Raw genomic sequence first — 19,792 nt, forward strand, 5'->3', positions numbered from 1 at the left:
CATTCTATATTAGAAACGTTTTGCTAATTCACGAGCATTAGCAATTGCTGCTTCTTTAATTTCTTGTGCTTTTTCAGGGTTTGCATTCATACCTTCAACTGCAATATATTCAGTTTCATTTACTCCGACAAATCCTAATACAGTTTTTAAGTGATTACGACCGAAGTCTACAGCTGCGTATGCTCCTTCAGAATATACGCCACCTGTTGCTTGAATGTGAAGTGCTTTTTTACCTTCTAATAAGCCAACTGGACCATTTTCAGTATATTTGAATGTTTTACCTGCGATTGCTACGTTATCTAAGTATGCTTTTACTACTGGTGGATAGCTAAAGTTCCACATTGGAGTTACGAATACATAACGATCTGCATGCATAAATGTTTCTAAGTTTGTGTTCATTGCTGCTACTTTTTGTTGTTGAACTTCCGTTAAAGTTTCAAAGCCTTCACCTGCTGCAAATTTACCCCAAGCACCAAATACATCTGCATCGATTGCTGGTACAGTAGTATTGAATAGATCAATTGTTACAACTTCGTCTTGTGGATGCTCGTTTTTATAAGCCTCGATGAAAGCTTCCCCTACTGCCATTCCGAAAGAACCTTCTGCTGAATTTGGATTTGCTGTGATAAATAGTACTTTTGTCATTGTATTCTCTCCCTTTTTTCTCTTTATCTTTAATTCAAGATTTATTTTTCGAAAGTTAATAACTTACCTTATGTAAGTATAATACAAAAAGTTTTAATTAATGTCAATAAAAAATAGCTGCTTTTTTTTCGTAAGTTAATGATTTATTTTGTTTCTTTAAAATTTAGTATACAGATATTAAGACTCCTCATACAAAAAGGCTATCTCTATAATTTATAGAGATAGCCTTTTATTACATATTATTTTTGAAAAACATGTTTCACTTTTTCAGCTGGAATGTTACTTCCACCTCTACCTTTTACATCTTCAATCATCATTGTAATGACCATATCTGGTGAATTCAAATCAAATGCAGCGAACCAGCCTAGTTCTTTTCCTTCGGCCTCTTTGGATACTTTTAATTCCGCTGTACCTGTTTTTCCAGCAAGAGTCATTCCATCAATTTTAGCAATTTTCCCTGTACCATCCGGATCATTAATTACTTTCGTCATAGCAGTTTTTAATATATCCTGATTTCCTTTAGAAATTACATTTTCTTTCCAAGCTTTTGGTTGTTTATCTGTTTTAATAATATACGGTGATGGAATCGTTCCATCATTTACAATTGGCGCATACGTTAAAGCTAAATGAAGAGGAGTCATTAATACTTGCCCTTGTCCATATCCTGTATCTGCCATTTGAATATCATTTTTAATACCGTCATTTGCAATTTTAGAAGCAGGGAATCCATATTCAATTGGTAATTTTTCATCGAATCCGAATTTTTTCGCTTCACTCATAAACTTGTCTTTTCCGATTTTCAATGCTTCTTGTGCGAAGTAAATATTATCCGAGTATTTCATCGCCTTATCAAAATCAATCGGATTTGCATCTTTCACACGCGTTACATAATAATTACCCCAAGAAGAATCTTTTGTCCATTTTAATCCTTCAATTTTTAACTCTTCTTTTGGATCAATCGTTTTCGTTTCAAGACCAATTGCAGCTGTAATTGGTTTAAATACAGAACCTGGTACCGATAATTGTGTAAAGCGATTCGTCATCGGTTTTTTCGGATCATTATTCCAAGCTTCGCGTTGTGCTTTCGATGTTCCTCGTGCAATTAAATTCGGATCATATGCTGGACTACTTACTAGTGCAATTGTTTCTCCACTTTTCGGATTAATTGCTGCACTTGAACCAGCTTCGCCCTTCATTTCATTGTACGTTTTTTCTTGAACAGCACTATCAATAGTTAAAGTTACGTTTTCTCCATCAACAGCATCTGTTTTTGCCAAGTTTTTAATTTCTTTTCCTTGTGCATCTTCTACAAAGACACGGCCACCTTTTTTACCGCGTAGCTTTTCCTCTAATACTTGCTCTAAACCAGCTTTACCAACTGGATCATCAGCTTGATAGCCTTTCTTTTGAAGCGTTTTTAAATCTTCAGCATTTACCTTTCCGATATAACCAGTTAGATGAGCTGCCGCTTCCCCTAATGGATATGTACGAACATTTACAGGTTTTGTTGAAACACCTGCTAAATCAATGTACGTATTTTGCGTTGCCCCTTCAGGCAAAATTCCAATTGGTACGAGATACCCTGGTTTTACCCATTTAGCAGCTAATTTTTGATCAATTTCTTCTACAGTCATATTTAACAACTTCGCTACTGTCTCTTTCGTTTGCGGAGCAGTATCGTCTAATTTTTCTGGAACTATTCCAATTTCAGAAGCTTTCCCATTCGTTGCAAGACCTTTTCCATTACGATCGTATATTTCACCACGTTTTGGCTGTGTTGTCTGCATACGCACTTTACTATCTTTCGTCATACCAGGGAAAATAAAATCAGGAGTCCAATCTATTTTCCAAGATTCTTTATCTCCATCTTTTTCTTTCACCATTTTTGCTTCATGGCCAAAAGTAATTTTACCACCAACTGTATCCATGCTTACTTTAAAAGGAACAGGGCCTTCATCTTTTTTATCTTCTTTTACTTCCCCTGTTTCTACCTTTAAGTCTTTTACTTCGATACCAGAATAAATTTTTTCATATTTCTCAGTAAACTCTTTCTTTGAAATATCTTTTTTTGCATTTTTTGATAGTTGATCATACATATCTGCAAATTTTTGTTTATTCCATGCTTTTACATATGTATCAAACGCTTCTTGTGGTTTTTCTTCTTTACCGCATCCAACTAACATGAATGTTAAGCAAAGAAAAAGAATCCCCCATATCTTTCTCAATCCATTCTCCTCCTCTTTCTATATTAGTAATTTTGAAAATTTTAGCATTTTTTACATGCTACCTATCATTATAGCACTATCGAATCTCATCTATAAACTTATATTGGTGAATATAAATAAAAAGATTGATGCGAATTCTCACATCAACCTTTTTTATTATTGTTGTTTCTCATATACATGGTAATAATACGTATACGGGTTTTGTTCATCCGTTAAACCTTTTTCCACAAAAATCTCTTTCCAATTTGTCATATCCATTTCTGGGAAGAATGTATCTCCTTCAAATGCATAATGGATTTTTGTTATATACAATTTGTCTACATAAGGTAAAAAGAGATCATAAATTTGCGCCCCGCCAAAAATAAAAATCTCTTCTTCATTTTTACATAGTTCAAATACTTCTTCTACAGAATGAACAACTTCACATCCTTCAACGTGATATCCTTCATTACGAGTTACAATAATATTACGTCTTCCAGGCAGCGGTCTACCAATCGCTTCATAGTTCTTTCTTCCCATAATAAGCGGGTGACCCATCGTTGTTTTCTTCACGTATTGTAATTCACTCGGTAAACGCCAAGGTAAATTATTATCTTTACCAATTACTCTATTTTCGTCCATTGCGACCATAAATGAAACAATCATTTTTTCATCTCCTCTACAATTATACTGCAACCGGTGCTTTAATTGCTGGATGCGGATCGTATCCTTCAATCGTTAAATCTTCCATTTCAAAATCGAAAACAGATTTCACATCTGAATTTAATGTAAGTTTCGGGAACGGACGTGGTTCACGTGCCAATTGCTTTTCTACTTGTTCAAAATGATTTGTATAAATGTGTGCATCTCCAATTGTATGAACAAATTCTCCTACTTCAAGACCACATTCATGTGCAATTAAATGTGTTAGTAGTGAATAACTTGCGATGTTAAATGGAATTCCAAGGAATATGTCACCACTTCTTTGATATAACTGACAAGAAAGTTTTCCGTCCGCTACATAAAACTGGAATAATGTATGACAAGGCGGTAATGCCATACTCGGTACGTCTTCAGGATTCCAAGCAGAAACGATTAAACGACGTGAGTCTGGTGTTTTTTTAATCATTTCAATTACATCTTTTAATTGATCAAGTGTCTCACCGGCTGTCGTTTTCCAAGCACGCCACTGTTTACCGTATACGTCTCCTAAATAACCATATTTATTTGAGAAATCATCATCTTCTAAAACGTTCTTTTTAAACAATTCCATTTGCTCATCGTACTGTACTTTAAATTCTTCATCTTGTTGTGAGCGAAGACCAAAATCAGTCATGTCAGGACCAGTATACTCGTCACTTTCCACCCAGCTCTTAAATGCCCATTCATTCCAAATATTATTATTATGCTGCAATAAATAGCGAATATTTGTATCACCTTTCATAAACCAAAGTAGTTCACTTGCTACAAGGCGAAATGGTACTCTTTTTGTCGTTAATAAAGGAAATCCTTTACTCAAATCAAAACGCATTTGATATCCAAATACAGATACAGTTCCTGTCCCTGTACGATCTTCTTTCTTCGTACCATGTTCCATTACATGGCGGCATAAATTTAAGTATTCATTTTCAGCATGTTTCATATGTAGGAAAACCTTCTTTCAATCGTATATGCAATTTATCATAACATGAAAAATGGTAAAGTTAATAATCCTAATTAATAAAATTTCTCCCACTAATTCTTACAAAATTATTAACTTTCCAAATTTAAAAAGGTTTTCATTTTCTATTACCGAAAGTATAGTGCGGTAGAACAAAATTTATATTTGGAGGTTAGAAGTATGTCTAAATTTGGAACGCCTGTTATGACTTCTTTACAAACAACGGTTGAAAAAATGATGAAGGATTTAAATGTTCCTGGTGCTGCTGTCGCTGTAATAAAAGACGGTGAAGTTATTATTTCAGAAGGTTTCGGCTATCGTAATATAGAAACAAAAGAGGCTGTTACACCGCATACTCGATTCGCAATCGGTTCCTCAACGAAAGCTTTTGGCACACTTTCATTAAGTTTGTTAACACAACAACAAAAATTTAATTGGGATAGTCCTGTCCAGTCTTTTATACCTAACTTCTCTTTATCTGAAGTACTTGCTAGCTCACAAGTTACCGGACGAGATTTAGCTTCTCATCGAACCGGTGTAAGCCGTCATGAGGCTCTTTGGTATAGCTCTTCCTTATCTCGAAAAAATCTCGTTGAAAAAATAAAACATTTACCACTTGATGCGCCGTTCCGAACAGCGTTTCTATATAACAACTTAATGTATACAACAATCAGCTACATTGTGGAAAATATTACAAATCAAACGTGGGAACAATACGTTACAGAACATATTTTAGAGCCTTTAAATATGAATCAAACAAACTTCTCTGTTACAGATTCACAAACTACAGATGATTATGCTTTACCTTACGTTGAAAATGAAGGTAAAATAAAAGAAGTTCCATTCCATAACATCGATACAGTTGGAGCTGCTGGGTGTATTAATTCTACAATTGAAGATATGGCAAATTGGGTCCTTCTTCACTTAAACAAAGGTAAATTTGGAAATCATGAATTAATCTCCTCTGAATTATTACAACAAATGTATACACCACATAATTCCATTCCAGATCAACCAGTTTTATCACTTCCTGAATCTCCATTAAATAGTTACGGTCTTGGTTGGTTTATTAGCGCTTACCGTGGTAATAAGGTAATTCATCATGGCGGTAATATTGATGGGTTTTCAGCACTTGTTTCATTCATACCAACAGAAAACATAGGCCTTGTCATTTTAACGAATGCTGGAGGAACATTACTTCCTACTTATCTCGCTAATCAAATTTATGACGAACTACTTGAATTAGAATCCATTGATTGGCATAAACGTGCTGTAGAAGATACTGAGAAAATGAAGGAAATGATGAAAGAAGCAACTGAATCGCTTCCTGAACAAATTAAAGGGACTACACCTTCTCACAAGTTAGAGGATTATACTGGTACTTTTGAACATCCTGCATACGGAACATTACAAGTATACAAACAAGATGATTCGTTATTTGTACAATTTATGGAGATGAAGGTTCAATTGCACCATCATCACTACGACATCTTCTCTGCAAAAATTGACTTATTCCAAATGAAAATGAGTTTATTATTCGCTTATGAAATGAATGTGAGTGGTGAATTCCCATCTCTTCAGTTACATGTGCCAGCTATGTTAAGTACTCAGCCGCTGACATTTAAGAAAATCAAATAATTATTTTGATGGTAAAAAATAAAGGTAGGTGCGAATCACACCTACCTTTTCTATTTCATATCCATCTTATCTGGTTGAAACCAAATCGGCTTCAATAGTTCAAAGTTTTTATGATCTTCTAATACAATATGAAGACGCTCTAACGTATCCTCCAACATATGCGGTGCTGCTCGTAATGTCCAGACAACTGATGAGAAAACTGTCATGCCAACGTACACCGCATATAATTTCCAGAACTCCTCTGGTATTCTCTCATTAAAGTATCCTTCTATTTGTCCGATTGAATATGGAATACTAATGTCTCTTGCAAATAGTGCAATTTTTACGAAATCATGCAGTGGGTCGCCCCAGTCATAACCATTAAAATCAACTACACCTACATATCTCCCATCCCGTACAATTATATTTTCTAAATGAAAATCATCGTGTTGAAATCGATTTGGGCGATCCTTTACATACATTTCATTTTCATCTATAAACTTAATAATTTTATCATCATTTTCAATTTTAATTCCGCATGTTTTATACGCCTCTAAATATTTCCTATGTTTTTTCATTGCTCTTTCATACCACGGAAGTATATTCTTAGGAGCTTCAAGTGTATGCATTTTCGCTAAATCTTTTCCTGCCTCTATGCCAATATCATATTGTTCTTTTGGTGAATACGTAGACAATAGTCTCTTCGCATCTTCCCCTTCTAAATATGAAAAAATACTATAGCATACACCTTCTTCTTCCAATATACCTATTTCAATTGGCCTTTGTGCCTGTACGTTACATTTTACCATTTCATTTAAAATTTGAAACTCTATTTTCTTTCTTTCATACTCTTTTATATCGCCTGTCCGAAATAAATATTTTTCATTATTCGCACTCATAATTATATATTTCTTGTCAGGCGAAAAACCTTTAGAAATTTCTTTAATATCCACTGCATCTTTTACAATTTGTATATTGTTTTGCTGCGCTGTAATTATCTTCATATCTATTCCCCTTACATTTCTGCCTTTGGTGTATAAGCAACTTCTACAATAAATCCATTCGGATCGTAAAAATCAATCGTATAGTAACCTTCCGAATAATGATTCATTTCAATTGGACCACGTATTACCTTCACTTTCGTACTAGAAAGAAAATCTGCTACTTCATCAACTACTTCTCTATGAATAGCTTGATAACAAATATGTCTAGGCCCTAACGTCCTTACGATTTCCTCATCTACTTCTTTAAAATATATTTCACTTTCTCCTGTGCTATATGCTACTTCATTTAACTTTCTCCATCCAATTATGGAAAACAACTTATTATAAAAAGAAATGGACTCCTCCAAATTCGCTACCCAAAATTCAATATGATGAATGCCTGCTCGAAGTGTATTCATATTAAGAATACGCTCCTTGTACTACTTCCACAATTTCCATCGGCTTATGAACCATATAATCTGGTGCATCTTTTTTCACTGTTTCAATGACATCATATCCCCAAGATACCCAAATCACGTTCACTCCAGCCTTTTTACACGCTGCTACATCTCGCTGTTCATCACCAACGTATAACATATCCTGCTCTGTTATCTTTTTCGATTTTAAAAATCTTTTTATCATTTTATCTTTACCAAACAGATTTTTAGAACAATACACTTCTTGTATATTTTCTATATCATTCTTGTGTAAAAATGCCCGAATATGCTCTTCTGAGTTAGATGATATAACCGCAATACCGTATCCTTTTTTATATAGTTCATCTAATACATCCTTCATCCCATGAAATAAAACAAGATCTTTTATAGCAGGCTGATATAATTTATAAAACTCCAACGCTAATATCGGTAATTTATACAGTGGTACATCGAGTTGTTTACATCTCTCTGGCATCGTTAATTTACGTAAATGTTCAATTTCTTCTTCCTTTACCGTTTTATATCCGTGCTTTTCAGCAATTTGATTATAAATTGGTACAAATATATTTTGCGAATCTACTAATGTGCCATCAAAGTCAAAAACAATGTATTTTTGCATCTCCATACTCCTTTTACTTCTTTTTTCTAAACCTATGTTATTCAACAACATAGTTGTCTGTCCCTTCTATAAACATAAAAAAGAACAAGATTTTCTCTTGTTCTTTTTAAGACAACCATTTCGGCGGTACATTTGTATTCCAATAAATATTTCCTAACTCATGATGTCCAGAGTATCCATCATCAAAACGGTGATAATGGAAATTAAAATAATAACCATCTTGCGGCGGATGATCTCTTCTTACATGGAAACGCAATAAATCATTTCCTGATTTCGTATCGTAGACGTGAAAAATCTTTTCATTATTTCCACCAGCTGGTTTTTGAGAAATCGCTAATGATTGTAGTGAGTCTTCTGGTACATCACTAGCAAGCTCAGCAATTGCCTCTTCAATTTTCGGTAATATTACATCTTTAAATTCATCTTCAATTACTGGACCAATTTTAGTACCAAACTTTTGCATCGACTGCTTCTCTGCTTCTTGCATTGCATAAGTAATAAAAGTATCGGTGGTTAACCTGTCATTCGTTTCTTCATATGTATAGGACGTGCTCTCCAAACTTTGTTGCCCAGCTGTGCTCGTAGGCTTGTCCGCAGCTTTGGCATTATCAAGCAATATGGAAGGAGGCGTCACTAAACCAAATGTAAATACGGTAATTAATGCGACTAAGGTTTTTCTAAACCAATTTGGCATTTATGTTCCCTCCCCTTTCACTCATTATTTTTTATATAACGGTGGTTTCTTCTATTATACAAAATGATTATAATTTTTGCACTTTACAATTTTGTTAACGTTCACATATTTTTCACTTGAATATGAAATTGTAAGATTTCATACAATATTAATACCACAATATTGAGGAGGCACTTGAATGACTTTAGATGTCATGTATTCCGCCGCAAGCATACTCGTTTTAGTATATTTTATTTATCAATGTGTTACAGACTAGAAAAAGAGCCGTCAATGGCTCTTTTTTTATGGTAAAAATACAATCCATACAATTAATAAAATAAAAACAAAGCCACCAATCACAGCTGGCAATAAATAAAACTGGGCAAGTATAACTATTGCATACAAGAGTATTGCTGGTAGTAATAAATAACGATCTGCCTTCCATCTTAACAATAGTAATTTCCCTTCATCACAATATAAACGAAGAAACATCTTATTCGTAAATTCATTCCAATAATCACGTGCATAGCGAGAAATTGCAACTACAGCAAATACGAGAACAATAGCTGTAATCCACCTTGGAGTCATAATTATACTTGCAGTACTGATACATACAATTTGAATATAAAATATTCGTGCAGTACTTGTACGGAAAAATTCTTTCAAAAAAGATTCGACAATACGAGAATCAGCTTTTTTTCCTAATAGTCTTTTAGAGCGCGGAAACATCCACGGTTTTTTATTCGAACTACTCGGTTTAGCCGCATGACCACCAACTTGCATAATTCCGCTCGTCCAGCGCATGCTTTCCTCCTTTTCTTTCTCGATTTCTTTAAAAAAGAACTTTTTATAATTCATTTTCTCTTTTACTAATACACTACTTAAGAAAATTACTAAACCGATAAATAGAATTGAATAAAATGGATTTTTATAAATAAAAAATAAACTAATTCCCAAAAAGGACACGCTCATAGAAAATACTACATTTTTTATAATCCATAAAACCCATCGTTTCCCCACATGTACATGAATAAATCTCGTTAACAACGACAACATAAATCGAAATATAGTAAAGAATACCCAAAATAATAGGACTTGTATCTCTGTTACCTCGATACTTTTCATCAACACCGGTAACATAATAACGACCACTATTATATTCGTTATCGCTATTCGAATAAATGTGTACATCATGCCATACTGGACTAATTTTCGCATATGTGTTGCATACGAAATTAAAAATAAACTATCCGCTTGCTCAAAAAATGAACGAACTCCTCTCGGATATGTTACTAGATAAAATGCTAGTAATCCTAATCCGAAATAAATCTTCTCTTCCATTGATAATTCATTTATCCATAGTGACCTATAATAGATTCCCATAAATATAAGTATTGGAATAATAATATATAACGCGACTGTCCAATCTGTTACCGAACGTATAGACTTCCACTTCCGCCGGAGCTCATGGCGTAATCTTTTATAAAATTGTTGTTTAATCATGTTGTTCACGCCTTACAATTATATCAAAGCAGTCTAGTAATGAGCTACCAAGCATTTCCGCTAACATTTGAATAGATTCTAAATGTCCATCTGCGACTAATGTACCTTGTGAAATGAGTAAAAATCTTTCACAAATTTTTTCAGCCGTATCCAATACGTGCGTACAAAGTAAAATTCCTGCCCCACGCTCTTTTTCTTTATATAAATAAGTTAAAAACTCTTTCGTAGCTACTGGATCTAAACCGATAAAGGGTTCATCAATAATATAAAAATCTGGCTCAGTTAAAAACGCCAATATTAGCATCGATTTTTGTTTCATACCTTTTGAAAACTTTGATAAATACTCATGTTTATGCTTATCCATTCGAAAAGTATGTAATAATTGTTCCGCTCTTTCTTCCCAGTTTCCCATTTCACTTCCACGAGCAGCCATTAATAATTCAATATGTTCCCAGAGCGTCAAGTAATCATAGTATGTTGGATGTTCTGGCACATATGCATACGGATTTTTCTTTTCACCGAATGATATTTCACCGTCCATATTTACAAGTAATCCGAGCATCGTTTTTATCGTCGTACTCTTCCCAGCACCATTTGCTCCAATAAGAGCAACTAGTTCACCTTTTTCGATAGAAAAAGCTATATCATGAATTGTTTCTTCGCCTATTTCATATCCAGCTGAGCGGATATTTACTTCTAACATGTCTTTCCCCTCTTTCCATTTCCAATACAATCAAGGAAAAGAATAACATATAACTATCTATATATCATTATAAAATATTTATTTTCATAGCAGGAAAAAACATTTTTTAACAGAATATTAAATGTTTGATTACATTTTATTGGAGTGGATAATATGTCTTTTCAAATTCGTGAAGCAACGATAGATGATATAGACGCACTTTGTTCTTTAACGAAAGAATTAAAAGGTTCCTCTATTTCCTATGAAGATATGAACAATCGATTACAATTCGTACAAATGAGTCCGTTTGATTTTTTATATGTTTACGAAGAAGAAGAAGCTATATTTGGATTACTTGGATTTCGTATACGTGAAAATTTAGAAGATGTAACACGTTATGGAGAGATTTCAATTATTAGCGTCGATTCTAACATACGACGGAAAGGCATTGGACAAGTGTTGATGGATTATGCAGAGCAATTAGCAAAGAAACATAATTGCATTGGCACATGGCTAGTTAGTGGAACAAAAAGAGTAGAAGCTCATCCTTTTTACAAAAAATTAGGTTATGAAGTAAATGGCTACCGATTTGTAAAACATTTCTAAACTACTTATAATTGAAGGGACTATAACTATGACAAACATTAAAGCAATTTTCATTGATCGTGACGGTACAATTGGTGGTGACACTACAATACATTATCCGGGATCTTTTACATTATTTCCATTCACAAAAACATCCTTGCAAAAACTAAAAGCTAAAAATATAAAAATTTTCTCTTTCACAAATCAACCTGGTATCGCAGATGGAATAGCAACTGTAGCCGATTTTGTACAAGAATTAGAAGGCTTCGGTTTTGATGATATTTATGTATGTCCTCATAAACACGGTGATGGTTGTGAATGTCGTAAACCAAGTACAGGCATGCTGCTTAAAGCAGCAAAAAAACATGGGCTTGATTTAACACAATGTGCTGTAGTTGGTGATCGCTGGACTGATATTGTTGCAGGAGAAAAAGTAAATGCGACTACGATTCTAGTCCGAACAGGAGCTGGGTATGATGCTTTGCATACGTACCGAGACAAATGGGCACATATTGAACCAAACTACATTGCAGATAACTTTGAAGATGCAACAAACTGGGTTTTAAATCAACTATAATACAAATGAAGATTTTGATGCACTCAAAATAATTTAAATCATAGTTAAAATATCCTTTTTGGCAAATAATTTTCTTCCACAAAACGGATTACCTCAAAAGGTAGCAAGTTCCCTTTTGATACGCAAACATTGCAATTCAAATTATATTTTTTATTACTAACAGCAATTAACATAAAGAAGGAATAGCTTAGTGGCTATCCCTTCTTTATTGACTTCTATTATTTACATTTGTTATCTTTTTTTATTGAGTATTCTCATCGTTTTTATACTCCAAAATATCCCCTGGCTGACACTCCAAAGCTTTACATATCGCTTCCAATGTTGAAAAACGAACCGCTTTTGCTTTCCCATTTTTCAAAATAGAAAGATTCGCCATCGTAATTCCAACCTTCTCCGAAAGTTCCGTTACACTCATCTTTCGTTTTGCTAACATGACGTCAATATTAATAATAATTGTCATATCCGCCACCTCAGACCGTCAAATCATTTTCTGATTTTATGTTAATTGCTTCTTGTAGAAGGCGTTGAAGAATAGCAGCAAAAACAGCGATAACGAGCGAAGCAAAAACGATAATAAGTCCCACTAACCCAATAGGAGGGTCCATTTTTTTCGCTATAAAATGAAAAAGTGGCATACCCAATACATACAAACCACTGATTGTAACTGCACAGCGCTTTATATTCTTTAACGCCTTTACAGATAATTCCGAGAACGCTGTGTTCTCGTCAATATACTGTAAAAGATTGAAAGCCTGATAAAGAGCAACATAAAAAGGCACAGCTGCTCCATACATCACAATAAAAACAAGATATTTTATCGGAGCGATATTAGGATACAAATTCGCTACAAAATTCGCCATTTCCGGCACTAAAAATATGCATAAGGCAAGCACTGCAATTCCAGAAAGAAAAATAATTACTTTTAAGAACGTTGTTGAACTTCATTTAAGGTTCATTTACAATAACTCACTTATTTAATGACAACATAATTTTACCACACAATTTATCGTTTAACAATAAATAAATATCGTTTTATCGTTATTGTCATACTTTTTAATTTAGGAAAAAATAAAAAAGTATTTCTCATTACAAAGAAATTCTTTTTCTTGAAAATGCCTCTTTCAACTTAATTTTTTAAAACGTTAATTCGTAATGGAAATAACGATTATCTCTCAAATAACCATTTTCAGCATATAATCGTTGTGCTGATAAATTATCAATCTCTGTTTGTAATTTTACACCTTTTGCTCCATTTTCTAATGCGTATTCTTTAGCAGCTTCTAATAATTTTTTACCTGTTCCGGCTCCACGCTTCGCCGCTTGTACAAATAAATCATTTAAAATCCATAATTCTTTCATTGAAATGGAAGAAAATGATGGATATAGTTGTGTGAACCCAATATATTCGCCGTCTTCAACTGCTACGAAAATAACGGACTCTTTTTTCTCAATTCGGTTTCGTAAAAATACTTTTGCCCCTTCTAAATCAGAATCCTGCCTATAAAACATGCGATAGTTATTAAAAACTGATGCTAGTCCATCTAAATCTGCAATTGTTGCCTCATATATTCTCATTTTACTCCATTCCCCTTCCAATACTGTCTCATTATATCCGTTGCCCATTTAGGCTGGTGTATTTCTTCTTTCGGCATAAACTCTTTCATTATTGGTTTTATATCCAATATAGGAGTGCCATCAATAGCATCTAATCCCTCAACAATAATTGATTTACCTTCTCTTTTGATCACCTTTACAATTGTTACACCTATGCGATTCGGGCGATTTTTCCCGCGCTGTGCAAAAATACCTACTTCAGGATAATCCTTATTATTTCTAGGATGTCTAGCAAAATACTGAATTTGCTCGTCAGTTACTTTATGAAAATAAAAAACAACTTCAATATGAGAAAAATCTTCAATCCCTTGTATACTTTCTTCTGCATACATTTCAGTTAAAGTTATACGGGATCTTACTTCTCCCCACTCATCATCTTTTATTTCCTTTCTTTCATTATGTACAAATGCGATTGGTTGAACTGAAAACATGCGCATTCCCCCTTAAATGTAACCACTTACATTATAAAATATTTTCTGAATGTTTTCCAGATATATGAATTTAGTTTGCATAATATAATTACATTCTATCTAGAGCTACCTTGACTGCTTCAATTGCATGTATATGAGTCGTATCAAATATCGGGACAGATACGTCTTCTTGCTTTATTAATAACCCTATTTCTGTACAACCTAATATGATTCCCTGTGCTCCTTTTTGCACTAACTCTTCGATGACTCTTTTATAATATTCTCTAGATTGAGATACTATTTTTCCTAAACATAATTCTGTATATATTACTTTATTTATTTCTTTTCTATTTTTTTCTGATGGTACTATTACTTTTATATTATTTTCTTCTATACGTGACTTATAGAAATCTTGCTCCATTGTATATGTAGTTCCAAGCAGACCAACCTTTTGAATGTCTTTTCTTTTAATTGCTTTTGCAGTTGCATCAGCAATATGTAAGACTGGAATATCAATTTTCGCCTTTATTTTTCCAACTACCTTATGCATTGTATTTGTACAAATGATTATAAAGTCTGCTCCTCCCTTTTGTAATGAATATGCCGCATTCCCTAGAATTTCTCCAGCACCATCCCAATCTCCGCTAGACTGACATCGTTCAATCTCTTCAAAATCCACACTATTAATCAAACATTTTGCTGAATGTAGCCCTCCTAATCTCTCTTTTATTTCTTCATTAATAATTCGATAATATTCAGAAGTTGATTCCCAACTCATACCACCTATAAGACCTATCGTTTTCATATAAACAACACCTACCTAAACTTTTTTATAAAACTAATAACAACGTTTTATTGTATATATTATACATAATAAAACAAGACTTTAAGTTTGAAATATAAAGTCTTGTTTTACGGAATTTAATATGGAAATAATAAAGAGTAATTGTACTTTCATTTCCAAGGAAATTTTTATAGAATATTCTGAAATTAACAATCTGATGTTTTTATAAATTCTTTATACTTATAATTAAAACACTCTCGATACAACGCTTTGATTTCATCATATGATGGAACACGTGGGTTATTAGCTGGGCTACCACTTTCAATTGCATCTGATGCCATTTTAGAAATAGCATTTTCAAATTCAATTTCATCGATTCCATATTCTTTTAAATTTGGAATACGAAGATCAAAGCAAAGTTTTTTTATTTCCCCAAGCGTGTAGTCTGCTACTTCCTCATCAGAATTCGAATACAAATCCTTATTTAAACTACGTCCAATTTTTGCTAACCTTTTCACTGCACTTGTTTTTGTAAACTCTAACACTGTAGGTAATAGTATGGCATTTGATATTCCATGCGGTACATGAAATAATGCTCCCACTGGCCTTGACATTCCATGAACTAATGTAACTGATGCATTAGAAAATGCAATTCCAGCTTGTAAGGAAGCAATCATCATCGCTTCTCTTGCCTCCATATTACGTCCATCTTCATATGCTATACGTAAATATTTCATAATACTTTCAATAGCTGAAAGAGCAAGTACATCTGTAAGTGGCTGTGAAAATTTAGAAATATAAGCTTCAATCGCATGACATAACGCATCTATTCCTGTTGCTGCCGTAATTTGTGGTGGTAACGAACTTGTCAAAACTGGATCTATAATTGCTACTTTCGGTATAAAACTAGGATGCTTCATCATCATTTTTACATCTGTTTTTTTATTCGTAATTACTGCTACACTTGTAACTTCCGATCCAGTACCAGAAGTTGTTGGAATTGCAATAAGTGGTAGTGGATTGTTTTCTATTTCAATATCCTTTTCGACATAATCCTCAACTTCTCCACCATTTGTATATAAAACCGCTACTGCTTTCGCAGCATCAATACAACTTCCACCACCAATACCGATAATAAAATCACACTTTTCCTCTTTACAAAGAGATAAGGCTTCTAACACGTGTATATTTGTAGGTTCAGCATCCACTTTATTATATGTACTAACAGTAATACTTTTCTTATTTAGTTGTTGTATACACTTTTCAAGATATCCTAATTTCTCCATAATTGTATCAGTAACTATAAAAGCTCTTTTCCCTAACTTTTTTGATTGTTCCCCAAGTTTTTCAAGCGAATTCCTTCCATATAATACCGACTTTGGCATACGAAACTCAGAAACTTCTTGCAAGTACTCCACCCCTTCTTATCCTATTTAATATTTTATGATATAAATTATCGATTTGATGAATCTTTACGATTCGAATTTTTAATAGAGTCCTGTTAAAGTATAGAACGCGATAACTAAAAATACAGCAACCGTTTTCAAAACTGTAATAGCAAATATATCTTTATAGGACTGTTTATGTGTTAATCCTGTTACTGTAAGAATAGTAATAATAGCCCCGTTATGCGGTAGTGTATCCATTCCTCCTGATGCCATTGATACGATACGGTGCATAACTTCTAATGGAATATCAAATTGATTGGCCGCTGCAATAAATTTATCTCCCATTGCACTTAATACTATTCCCATTCCTCCTGATGCAGAGCCTGTAATTCCAGCTAAAATATTCGTCGTTACTGCACCATTCACTAACGGATTTGTGAAAGTAGCAGAGATGCCATCTCTCATAATTACGAAGCCTGGAAGTGCTGCAATGACACCACCGAATCCAAACTCAGCTCCTGTATTCATCGTTGCAAGTAGCGCTCCACCAATACTTGTATTCAATCCAGCTTGGAAACCTGTTACTACTCGCTTCCAATATAATAATAACGTTGTTAAGATCCCTATAATAAGTGCCAATTCTACAGACCAAATTCCTACTACTGCACTTAATTCTACTTTTCCAAATGCTTTCATACCAATTGCAGAAAAATCAAAACCGCTTGGATACCACTTTGGTATCATAATAGTAAACACTTTATTCATTACACCTACTAAAATAAGTGGTATAAATGCAATAAGTTGTTGTGCTCTTGTAATTTCAATGTTATTAATTAATGGCATATTTTTTTGTTCTAATTGCAAAGATGCTGCCATTTCAGTATTTCCATCATTAAAACCAAAATATCCTTCACCTGCCGCTTTTGCCTTCTTACGTCTACTCTCTAAATATAGTAAACCTAATGTAAGAACAAAAATTGCTCCTACAATGCCAAGTATCGGTGCAGCATAAATATTCGTTTTAAAAAATGTTGTAGGTATTACATTTTGAATTTGTGGTGATCCAGGTAGCGCATCCATTGTAAACGTTACTGCTCCAAGAACAATCGTTCCAGGGATTAAACGCTTTGGAATATTAGCTTGTCGAAACAACTTAGCTGCGAACGGATAAACAGCAAACACTACTACATACACACTAACACCACTATACGTTAAAATAGCCCCCATTAATACAATCGCTAATATAGTACGTTTTTCACCAACTAACTCAATAATCGTTTTTGCGATAGAATCTGCAATTCCTGACATTTCCACTACTTTTCCAAATATTGCTCCTAATAAAAACACAGGAAAATATAACTTTATAAATCCAACCATTTTCTCCATAAAGATATTAGAAAAGAAAGGTAATACATAACTAGGTTCTGTCAAAAATACTGCAAATAATGCAAATATCGGTGCGAATAAAATAACAGAAAAGCCTCTATATGCTACGAACATAAGTAAACTTAGTGCTAATAATATAATAACTAACTCCAATTTTACCCCTCCATTAAACAGAATATTCTAAAATTTATTGATAAACTTCTACTAATCTTTTAATTCTGACATCCCTCCTCTTATTCATACAATTTTTTCATGCTAAAAATGTCTAATTATAAATATTCGATTACATATGAAAAATCCCTTTAAACAGAAACGAATTCCTCATCATACGTTATAAAGGGATTGTTAGTACCTATATTTACTGGTTTATTAAAATTTTTCTTACACAAAAATGATACAGTTCTTCAACATCTTTCACTATGTAAGTCGCACTAACTTCAGTCAGTTCTTTCTCACAGCCATAGCCATATAAAACACCAATTGAAGCAATTCCATTCTGATTCGCACCTATTATATCGTGCTTTCTATCACCAATCATTATCATTTCTTCTTTATTTAGTTCTTCATTTGTTTGTAAAATATGAGCAATTATTTCTTCTTTTTTTATTCTCGTACCATCTAAATTACTTCCAATGATATCTTCGAAATAATTCGTTAATTGAAAATGCTCTATAACTTGTTTCGCAAATACAGTGGGCTTTGAAGTAGCTACGAATATGCGATTTCCTGAACTTTTTAATTGTTGCAAGAGCTTCAGAATCCCCTCGTATACATTATTTTCAAACAATCCACGCTGCTTTAAATACTCACGGAAGTAAAAAACTGCACGTTCAACCTCTCCTTCACTCATATTATATCTCTCTACGAATGATTGCTGAATAGGAGGACCTATAAATGAATCTAACTCACTTATATGTACTTCTTCAATTCCTACTTTTTTTAACGCATACAAAACCGAATTTACAATCCCTTCTTTCGGATCCGTTAAAGTTCCATCTAAATCAAATAGAAATGTTTTATACATGTTTCATTCCTCCACTGAATTTGCTGTATAAATAACTGCTAACATCTCTTCCACTTCTCCCTATTATACTATCATTATCTATTTTTTCGAAAAATCAATTTCCATATGTCACATACTTTCAGTTACAAAATACGATAGATATGATAAAGTAAAAAAGTTACAATTATTTTAATAGAAACTGGTGAAACAAATGTCAATTACGTTAATTTTTATAATGGCTTTCACAATTGTAATCCACGCAGTTGAAACAAGCTCTTATAGTATTCGATTAGCGGGGGTTCGTTTAAAGAAGATTGCTGTCGCATTATCCGTCGTAGGAATTGTATTACTCATTTCAAGAACGTCAAACTTACTACAAGCCTTTTTACTTGGCGGGATTGTGGACGAAGCAAAACTAGATCCTTCTATTGATTTAGAGCATATTATACGTCTTGTACTATTATCTGCTTCTATCGGTACATTGCTTGCGATTATACTGTATCCAACTTTGACAAAACTATTTGGATATGTCATTCAAAACTTTGAAACAGACGGTTCTTTCATTCGAATGATGAAAACGAATAACATTCAAAAATTAAAGTACACAAAAAAATATGTCCGCTTTCCAAAGTTAGAAATGATTCATAGACTGCGTATCGGTGGTATTCCAAAGCGTATTATGCTTATTAACATGTTTGCTACTGCTATTTATACAGCTGGGGTACTTTCTGCCCTTTACGCTTCTTTTTTAAATCCAGATTATGCAACAAATGCAAGTACAGCTTCTGGCCTTGTAAATGGTTTCGCCACTATTTTATTAACTGTATTACTCGATCCACGCATTGCTCTTTTAACAGAACGTGCTTTACAATCAGAAAGCGGTGCTGAATCTATGAGTAAAATGTATGGTTGGCTAATGATTTCTAGACTTCTCGGCACATTATTGGCACAACTACTATTTGTACCAGGTGCTTACTGGATTTTATGGATTATTGAACTTATGCATTAATTTACTAGAAAGG

At 33.5% G+C, this 19,792-nt stretch carries 22 protein-coding genes; 4 read left to right on the forward strand and 18 right to left on the reverse strand.

The window, feature by feature from the left end; genetic code table 11:
- Window positions 1–9 precede the first annotated feature (9 nt).
- The 4 genes from MHI28_RS05740 to MHI28_RS05755 form a co-directional block, all read right to left on the reverse strand.
- Window positions 10–645 (reverse strand): FMN-dependent NADH-azoreductase, encoded by a 636-nt coding sequence (locus MHI28_RS05740; RefSeq protein WP_000170033.1) that lies wholly within the window; start codon window positions 643–645, stop codon window positions 10–12.
- A gap of 239 nt (window positions 646–884) precedes the next feature.
- Window positions 885–2,870, reverse strand: coding sequence for a penicillin-binding protein 3 (gene pbpC / locus MHI28_RS05745; protein WP_001227237.1), 1,986 nt, complete (start codon window positions 2,868–2,870; stop codon window positions 885–887).
- Window positions 2,871–3,026: 156 nt separating this feature from the next.
- The gene (locus MHI28_RS05750; RefSeq protein WP_000637208.1) at window positions 3,027–3,515 is read right to left on the reverse strand and encodes a dihydrofolate reductase; all 489 of its coding nucleotides are present in this window, start codon (window positions 3,513–3,515) and stop codon (window positions 3,027–3,029) included.
- A 19-nt stretch (window positions 3,516–3,534) separates the two neighbouring features.
- Entirely contained in the window at window positions 3,535–4,491 is a 957-nt protein-coding gene (locus tag MHI28_RS05755) for a thymidylate synthase (protein WP_000679602.1), read from the reverse strand.
- A 198-nt stretch (window positions 4,492–4,689) separates the two neighbouring features.
- On the opposite strand from MHI28_RS05755, the gene MHI28_RS05760 reads away from it, so the two are divergent.
- Window positions 4,690–6,147: a serine hydrolase gene (locus MHI28_RS05760; protein WP_000032719.1), complete on the forward strand. Its 1,458-nt coding sequence runs from the start codon at window positions 4,690–4,692 to the stop codon at window positions 6,145–6,147.
- A gap of 50 nt (window positions 6,148–6,197) precedes the next feature.
- Here MHI28_RS05760 and MHI28_RS05765 read toward each other — a convergent pair whose 3' ends face one another.
- The 6 genes from MHI28_RS05765 to MHI28_RS05790 form a co-directional block, all read right to left on the reverse strand.
- A complete protein-coding gene (locus tag MHI28_RS05765) occupies window positions 6,198–7,130 on the reverse strand; it encodes an aminoglycoside phosphotransferase family protein (protein ID WP_000692069.1) in 933 nt (310 codons plus the stop codon).
- A gap of 11 nt (window positions 7,131–7,141) precedes the next feature.
- Complete coding sequence (locus MHI28_RS05770; RefSeq protein WP_001094667.1) at window positions 7,142–7,528, reverse strand: VOC family protein; 387 nt, start codon at window positions 7,526–7,528, stop codon at window positions 7,142–7,144.
- A 1-nt stretch (window position 7,529) separates the two neighbouring features.
- A complete protein-coding gene (locus tag MHI28_RS05775) occupies window positions 7,530–8,165 on the reverse strand; it encodes an HAD family hydrolase (RefSeq protein ID WP_001174980.1) in 636 nt (211 codons plus the stop codon).
- Between the two features lie 106 nt (window positions 8,166–8,271).
- Window positions 8,272–8,859 (reverse strand): YpjP family protein, encoded by a 588-nt coding sequence (locus tag MHI28_RS05780; protein ID WP_001134421.1) that lies wholly within the window; start codon window positions 8,857–8,859, stop codon window positions 8,272–8,274.
- A 282-nt stretch (window positions 8,860–9,141) separates the two neighbouring features.
- Entirely contained in the window at window positions 9,142–10,341 is a 1,200-nt protein-coding gene (locus MHI28_RS05785) for an ABC transporter permease (RefSeq protein WP_086412968.1), read from the reverse strand.
- Window positions 10,334–11,044 (reverse strand): ABC transporter ATP-binding protein, encoded by a 711-nt coding sequence (locus MHI28_RS05790; RefSeq protein ID WP_340827679.1) that lies wholly within the window; start codon window positions 11,042–11,044, stop codon window positions 10,334–10,336. Before MHI28_RS05790 ends, MHI28_RS05785 begins: the two co-directional genes overlap by 8 nt.
- Before the next feature lie 153 nt (window positions 11,045–11,197).
- On the opposite strand from MHI28_RS05790, the gene MHI28_RS05795 reads away from it, so the two are divergent.
- Both MHI28_RS05795 and MHI28_RS05800 read left to right on the forward strand, forming a co-directional pair.
- Window positions 11,198–11,629 (forward strand): GNAT family N-acetyltransferase, encoded by a 432-nt coding sequence (locus MHI28_RS05795; RefSeq protein WP_000009776.1) that lies wholly within the window; start codon window positions 11,198–11,200, stop codon window positions 11,627–11,629.
- A gap of 28 nt (window positions 11,630–11,657) precedes the next feature.
- Window positions 11,658–12,185, forward strand: a complete 528-nt coding sequence (locus MHI28_RS05800; RefSeq protein WP_000181784.1) for an HAD-IIIA family hydrolase — start codon at window positions 11,658–11,660, stop codon at window positions 12,183–12,185.
- Window positions 12,186–12,426: 241 nt separating this feature from the next.
- Here MHI28_RS05800 and MHI28_RS05805 read toward each other — a convergent pair whose 3' ends face one another.
- The 8 genes from MHI28_RS05805 to MHI28_RS05840 form a co-directional block, all read right to left on the reverse strand.
- A complete protein-coding gene (locus MHI28_RS05805; protein WP_000152534.1) occupies window positions 12,427–12,645 on the reverse strand; it encodes a helix-turn-helix domain-containing protein in 219 nt (72 codons plus the stop codon).
- A gap of 10 nt (window positions 12,646–12,655) precedes the next feature.
- Complete coding sequence (locus MHI28_RS05810; RefSeq protein WP_043311463.1) at window positions 12,656–13,102, reverse strand: DUF2975 domain-containing protein; 447 nt, start codon at window positions 13,100–13,102, stop codon at window positions 12,656–12,658.
- A 217-nt stretch (window positions 13,103–13,319) separates the two neighbouring features.
- Window positions 13,320–13,760 (reverse strand): GNAT family N-acetyltransferase, encoded by a 441-nt coding sequence (locus MHI28_RS05815; RefSeq protein ID WP_001223866.1) that lies wholly within the window; start codon window positions 13,758–13,760, stop codon window positions 13,320–13,322.
- Entirely contained in the window at window positions 13,757–14,230 is a 474-nt protein-coding gene (locus MHI28_RS05820; protein ID WP_000493250.1) for an SAM-dependent methyltransferase, read from the reverse strand. Before MHI28_RS05820 ends, MHI28_RS05815 begins: the two co-directional genes overlap by 4 nt.
- Before the next feature lie 88 nt (window positions 14,231–14,318).
- Entirely contained in the window at window positions 14,319–15,014 is a 696-nt protein-coding gene (locus MHI28_RS05825) for an aspartate/glutamate racemase family protein (protein WP_000848566.1), read from the reverse strand.
- 185 nt (window positions 15,015–15,199) lie between these two features.
- Complete coding sequence (locus tag MHI28_RS05830) at window positions 15,200–16,402, reverse strand: iron-containing alcohol dehydrogenase (protein WP_001158664.1); 1,203 nt, start codon at window positions 16,400–16,402, stop codon at window positions 15,200–15,202.
- A 78-nt stretch (window positions 16,403–16,480) separates the two neighbouring features.
- On the reverse strand, window positions 16,481–17,920 hold the full coding sequence (locus MHI28_RS05835) for a GntP family permease (protein WP_000424340.1): 1,440 nt from the start codon (window positions 17,918–17,920) through the stop codon (window positions 16,481–16,483).
- A 205-nt stretch (window positions 17,921–18,125) separates the two neighbouring features.
- Window positions 18,126–18,791: an HAD family hydrolase gene (locus tag MHI28_RS05840; RefSeq protein ID WP_000278487.1), complete on the reverse strand. Its 666-nt coding sequence runs from the start codon at window positions 18,789–18,791 to the stop codon at window positions 18,126–18,128.
- Window positions 18,792–18,981: 190 nt separating this feature from the next.
- Here MHI28_RS05840 and MHI28_RS05845 point away from each other — a divergent pair, with 190 nt between their 5' ends.
- Window positions 18,982–19,779 (forward strand): lipid II flippase Amj family protein, encoded by a 798-nt coding sequence (locus MHI28_RS05845; RefSeq protein WP_000028912.1) that lies wholly within the window; start codon window positions 18,982–18,984, stop codon window positions 19,777–19,779.
- Window positions 19,780–19,792 lie beyond the last annotated feature (13 nt).

It is taken from the genome of Bacillus sp. FSL K6-0268, assembly GCF_038005425.1.
Classification (GTDB): domain Bacteria; phylum Bacillota; class Bacilli; order Bacillales; family Bacillaceae_G; genus Bacillus_A; species Bacillus_A thuringiensis_S.